The 5,439-nt window shown below is 75.7% G+C and carries 3 protein-coding genes and 1 pseudogene; 3 read left to right on the forward strand and 1 reads right to left on the reverse strand.

Features of this window, described 5'->3' with window-relative positions:
- A partial coding sequence (locus C1I99_RS28885) for an ATP-dependent helicase C-terminal domain-containing protein (RefSeq protein ID WP_325049248.1) occupies positions 1–1,562 on the forward strand: 1,562 nt, incomplete at its 5' end.
- A 7-nt stretch (positions 1,563–1,569) separates the two neighbouring features.
- On the opposite strand, the gene C1I99_RS28890 is transcribed toward C1I99_RS28885, so the two are convergent.
- Positions 1,570–2,295, reverse strand: coding sequence for a PP2C family protein-serine/threonine phosphatase (locus C1I99_RS28890; protein WP_111137360.1), 726 nt, complete (start codon positions 2,293–2,295; stop codon positions 1,570–1,572).
- A gap of 214 nt (positions 2,296–2,509) precedes the next feature.
- Here C1I99_RS28890 and C1I99_RS28895 point away from each other — a divergent pair, with 214 nt between their 5' ends.
- Both C1I99_RS28895 and C1I99_RS28900 read left to right on the forward strand, forming a co-directional pair.
- Positions 2,510–5,122, forward strand: a complete 2,613-nt coding sequence (locus C1I99_RS28895; protein WP_111137361.1) for a glycoside hydrolase family 9 protein — start codon at positions 2,510–2,512, stop codon at positions 5,120–5,122.
- A gap of 115 nt (positions 5,123–5,237) precedes the next feature.
- Positions 5,238–5,439: pseudogene (locus C1I99_RS28900) on the forward strand (hypothetical protein); the annotation flags it as partial.

The raw sequence follows: 5,439 nt of genomic DNA on the forward strand, positions 1-5,439 counted from the left end.
CTCCCGGGTACGTCTACCGCTGCTGGTCGGCGGCGAGGCACGAACGGCTGGCCGCGCAGCCGGAGCCGGAGATCGCCAGCGCCGACCTGACCGGGTTCGCGTTGGAGCTGGCCGCCTGGGGAGCGCCGGAGGGCGTCGGGCTGGCCCTGCCCGACCCCCCGCCGGCGGCGGCGATGGCGGTCGCCCGGGACACCCTGACCACCCTGGGCGCGGTCGACGCGGACGGCCGGATCACCGACCGGGGCCGGGCGATCGCGGCCGCCGGGACGCATCCCCGGCTGGCCCGGGCGCTGCTCGACGGCGCGGACCGGGTGGGCGCGGACCGGGCGGCCGAGGTGGTCGCGCTGCTCGCCGAGGAGACCGTCGCCGGGCCGGGTGACGACCTGACTGCCGCCTGGCGCCGGCTCCGCGCGGGCGCGGACCCGGGCGCCAGGGCCCGCTGGCGATCCGAGGTACGCCGGCTGCGCGCCGCCCTGGCCGGAGCGACCGCCGGGGTGGGCCGGGACGCCGGGGCCCCGGAGGCGTCCCGTGGCGCCTCCGCCGCGCCCCGCGCGGAGGCGGGCGCCGGCCGGGGCCGGCTGACCGACGATCTGGCCGCCGGGCTGCTGGTCGGGCTGGCCTACCCGGAGCGGCTGGCCCGGGTGCGCCGGCCGGGCGGCTCGGCGTACCTGATGAGCGGCGGGACCGCGGCGGAGCTGGCGCCGGGATCGGGGCTGGCCGGCGCCGACTGGCTGGCCGTCGCGGTGGCCGACCGCTCCCCCGGTGCGCCGGCCGCGCGGATCCGGCTGGCCGCCGCGGTGGACGAGGCGACCGCGCGGGAGGCGGGCGGGCCGCTGCTGCGCACCGAGCGGGAGGTGGGCTGGTCCGGCGAGGACGTGGTGGCCCGGGAGGTGACCCGGCTGGGCGCGGTGGAGCTGGTCGAGCGCCCGCTGACCCGCCCCGAACCGGGCGAGGTCGCCGCGGCCCTGCTGTCCGGGCTGCGCCGCACCGGCCTCGGGCTGCTGACCTGGACTCCGGCGGCCCGGGCGCTGCGCGAGCGGTTGGCGTTCTGCCGGCACGCGCTCGGCGACGACTGGCCCGACGTGGGCGACGAGGCGCTGCTCGCCGCCGCGCCGGCCTGGCTCGGGCCGGAACTGGCCAGCGCCCGCCGCCGGGCCGACCTGGCTCGCGTCGACGTCACCGCCGCACTGCGCCGGCTGTTGCCCTGGCCGCTGGCGGCCCGGCTGGACGAGGTCGCGCCCGAACGGATCACCGTGCCCAGCGGCTCCCGGATCCGGGTGGACTACGCCGATCCGGCCGCGCCGGTGCTCGCCGTGAAGCTGCAGGAGACCTTCGGCTGGCAGGACGCGCCACGGATCGCCCAGGGCCGGGTGCCGGTGCTGCTGCACCTGCTCTCCCCGGCCGGGCGGCCGGTGGCGGTCACCGCCGACCTGGCGTCGTTCTGGCGGTCGGGTTACCCGCAGGTGCGGGCGGAGTTGCGCGGGCGCTACCCGCGCCACCCGTGGCCGGAGGATCCGGCCGGGGCGGCGCCGACCCGGCATGCCACTCCGCGCCGCCGCTGAGCCGGGCTCACTCCCCCACGACGTCGGCGACGACCACGGTGACGTTGTCCGGGCCGCCGGCGCGCAGCGCCAGGTCGATCAGCTTGCGGGCGCACTCGGCCCGGTCGGGATAGCCGGCGAGCACCTCGGCGAGGGTGTCCGGGCGGACGACGTTGGAGAGCCCGTCGCTGCACAGCAGCCAGCGGTCGCCGGCCCAGGGCACCATCGTCGCGTACGCCGGGGAGACGTCGTCGCCCTGCAACGCCTGGGTGACCACGGCCCGGCGCGGGTGGCTGGCGGCCTGCTCGGCGGTGATCACGCCCTGGTCGACGAGCATCTGCACGAAGGTGTCGTCGCGGGTGATCTGCTTGAGCACGCCTTCGCGGTAGAGGTAGGCGCGGGAGTCGCCGATGTGGGCCAGGGCCAGGCAGCTGCCCGTCCGGGCGAAGAGCAGGGCGGTCAGGGTGGTGCCCATACCCTGCCGCTCCGGGTCCTCACTGACTGCCTGACGGATCCGCGCGGTGGCCAGCTCGATGCCGTTCTGCAACGCGGCGACCAGGGCGTCCTCCGGGGTCTCCACGTCCAGCGGAGCGACCGCGTCGATGGCGATCGCGCTGGCCAGGTCGCCGGCCGCCATCCCGCCCATGCCGTCGGCGACGGCAACGAGCCAGGTGCCGGCGTGCATGGCGTCCTGGTTCCCACTGCGGATCAGCCCACGGTCGCTCGTTCCCACGGAACGCAGCTTCAGGGTCATGGGAGGCAGCCTGCCAGGCCGGAGGCGCAGTTGTCTCTAGGAGATCAGGACGACCGCGCGTGGCGCGGCGAATCTCACTGCCGCGCGCCCGCCAATTCATCCAGCCGGATCGATTGACAGGGCAGCGGGGCGCTGGAAACATCGAGCCGACGCCTGGGAGCGCTCCCAGCGCTCCTGCCGACCGTCCCCACCGCCCGTCCCGGAAGGAATCCCCGTGATGCCATCCCGACGCCGCCTCGCCTTGCTCGCCGCGGCGACCACCGTGGCCCTGACCGGCGCCACCGCCGGCGCGGCCCACGCCGAACCACCCCCCGACGCCCCCGAGCAGATCGACAACGGCGACTTCAGCGCCGGCGTCTTCCCCTGGTTCTCCTACGGCACCGGCGCGCTCGGGGTCACCGACGGCCAGCTCTGCGCCACCGTGCCCGGCGGCCTGGCCAACCCCTGGGACGCCGGCATCGGCCAAGACGGCGTGCCGCTGGTCGCCGGGGCCGAGTACACCCTCGGCTTCGACGTCTCCGCCAGCCCCGGCTCGGCGGTGAAGGCCGTGCTCCAACTCGGCGCCGCCCCCTACACCACGTACGCCAGCGTGGACGCCGCCGCGACCGGCACCGCCCAGCGGGTGGAGCGGACCTTCACCGTCCCGGACGACAACCCCAGCGCCCAGCTGATCTTCCAGGTCGGCGGCAGCGCCGACGAGCAGACCGTCTGCCTGGACAACGTCTCGCTGCGCGGCGGCGATCCGCCCGAGCCGTACGTGCCCGACACCGGGCCGCGGGTACGGGTCAACCAGGTCGGTTACCTGCCCGGCGGCCCGAAGAACGCCACCGTGGTCACCACGGCGACCGACGCCCTGCCCTGGCAGCTGCGGTCCGCCTCCGGCGCCGTGCTGGCCGCCGGCACCAGCACCCCGCACGGGGTCGACGCCGCCTCCGGGCAGAACGTGCAGACGATCGACTTCTCGGCGTACCGCACGCCCGGCGCCGGGCTGACGCTTACCGTCGACGGCGAGACCAGCCACCCGTTCGACATCTCCGGCACCCTCTACGACCGGCTGCGCGCCGACTCGCTCCAGTTCTTCTACGCCCAACGCAGCGGCATCGCCATCGACGGCGACCTGATCGGCGCCGAATACGCCCGCCCGGCCGGCCACCTCGGCATCGCGCCCAACCAGGGCGACACCTCGGTGCCCTGCCAACCCGGCGTCTGCGACTACTCCCTCGACGTGCGCGGCGGCTGGTACGACGCCGGCGACCACGGCAAGTACGTGGTCAACGGCGGCATCGCCACCTATCAACTGCTGAACACCTTCGAGCGGACCAAGACCGCGGCCACCGCGGGCGGCGGCACCGCGCTGGGCGACGGCACGCTGCGGGTCCCCGAGCGCGGCAACGGGGTGCCGGACGTGCTCGACGAGGCCCGCTGGGAGCTGGAATTCCTGCTGCGCATGCAGGTACCCGCCGGCCGGCCGCTCGCCGGGATGGCCCACCACAAGATCCACGACCGGAACTGGACCGGACTGCCGCTGCAACCCGAGGACGACCCGCAGCCGCGCGAGCTGCACCCACCGTCCACCGCGGCCACCCTCAACCTGGCCGCCGTCGCCGCCCAGTGCGCACGGCTCTTCGCCCCCTACGACGCGGCCTTCGCCACCCGCTGCGCCACCGCGGCGAAGACGGCGTACGCCGCGGCCGAGGCCAACCCCACCCGGTACGCCAGCCCAGCCGACAGCACTGGCGGCGGCCCGTACGACGACCAGAACGTCACCGACGAGTTCTACTGGGCGGCCGTCGAGCTCTACCTGACCACCGGGTCGTCGGCGTACCTGGCCGACCTGACCGCGTCGCCGCACCACACCGGGGACGTCTTCGACCCGCGCGGCTTCGGGTGGCAGAGCGTCGCGGCGCTCGGCCGGCTCGACCTGGCCACCGTGCCGAACGGGCTGCCGGCCGCCGAGCTGGCCCGGATCCGCGCCTCGGTCACCGCCGCCGCCGACGCGTACCTCGCCGAGTCCGGCCGGCAGGCGTACGGGCATCCGATGCCGGGCGACGCGGGCAGCTACTTCTGGGGCGGCAACAGCAACATCATCAACAACGCGGTGGTGATGGCGACCGCCTTCGACCTGACCCGGGACGCGAAATACCGCGACGGGGCGGTGCGGGCGATGGACTACCTCCTCGGCCGCAACGCGCTGAACATTTCGTACGTGACGGGGTGGGGCGAGCACGCGGCGGAGAACCAGCACAGCCGCATCTTCGGCCACCAGCTCGACCCGAGCCTGCCGAAGCCGCCCGCCGGGTCGCTCGCCGGCGGACCGAACGCCGCCCTGCAGGACCCGTTCGCCGCCCAACTGCTCGCCGGCTGCCGGCCGATGTTCTGCTACGTCGACGACATCAACTCGTACGCGACCAACGAGGTGGCGATCAACTGGAACTCGGCGCTGGCCTGGATCGCCTCGTTCCTCGCCGACCAGGGCGACGCCGGCGCGGTGCCCGCGCCGAGCTGCGCGGTGACGTACACCAACTACGGCACGTGGCACGGCGGCAGCGGGTTCACCGCCCAGGTCACCGTCCGCAACACCGGCGCCACGGCGGTGAACGGCTGGACCGTCCGGTTCGCGTTCACCGGTGACCAGAAGGTGCGCGAGGCGTGGCTGGCGAAGGTGACCCAGTCCGGGGCCACCGTGACCGCGCGGAACGAGTCGTACAACGCCCGGATCGCCCCGGGCGGCACGGCGACGTTCGGCTTCAACGCGACCACCGCCGGCGGCGCCAACCCGGCACCCGGCCTGGTCACCGTCAACGGCAGCGCCTGCACGCTGTCCTGACCCGGGCGTGCGGCTGGTCGCCGTCCACGAACCGGTCGATCGTCCGGACGGCAGGTGCCGGAGCCGGACGCCTATTGCAGTGGACGGGCGCGCGGGCCTGCGACATGCTGCCGGCATGGACGAGGCGGAGCGTCGGGTGTGGGCGCGGCTGCCGGCCGGCACCCGAGCCGCGCTGGGCGGCCTGACCCCGGCGGAGCTGCGCACGCTACTGCTTGGCGTGGCGCGAGACCGGGCGGCCGCCGTCCGCCCGGCGGACGTGGTGCGCCGCTGGCGGGCGGACCGGTTCACCCGCCCGGCCGCCGCCAGCGGCGCACCAC

It is taken from the genome of Micromonospora deserti, assembly GCF_003236335.1.
GTDB lineage: Bacteria > Actinomycetota > Actinomycetes > Mycobacteriales > Micromonosporaceae > Micromonospora > Micromonospora deserti.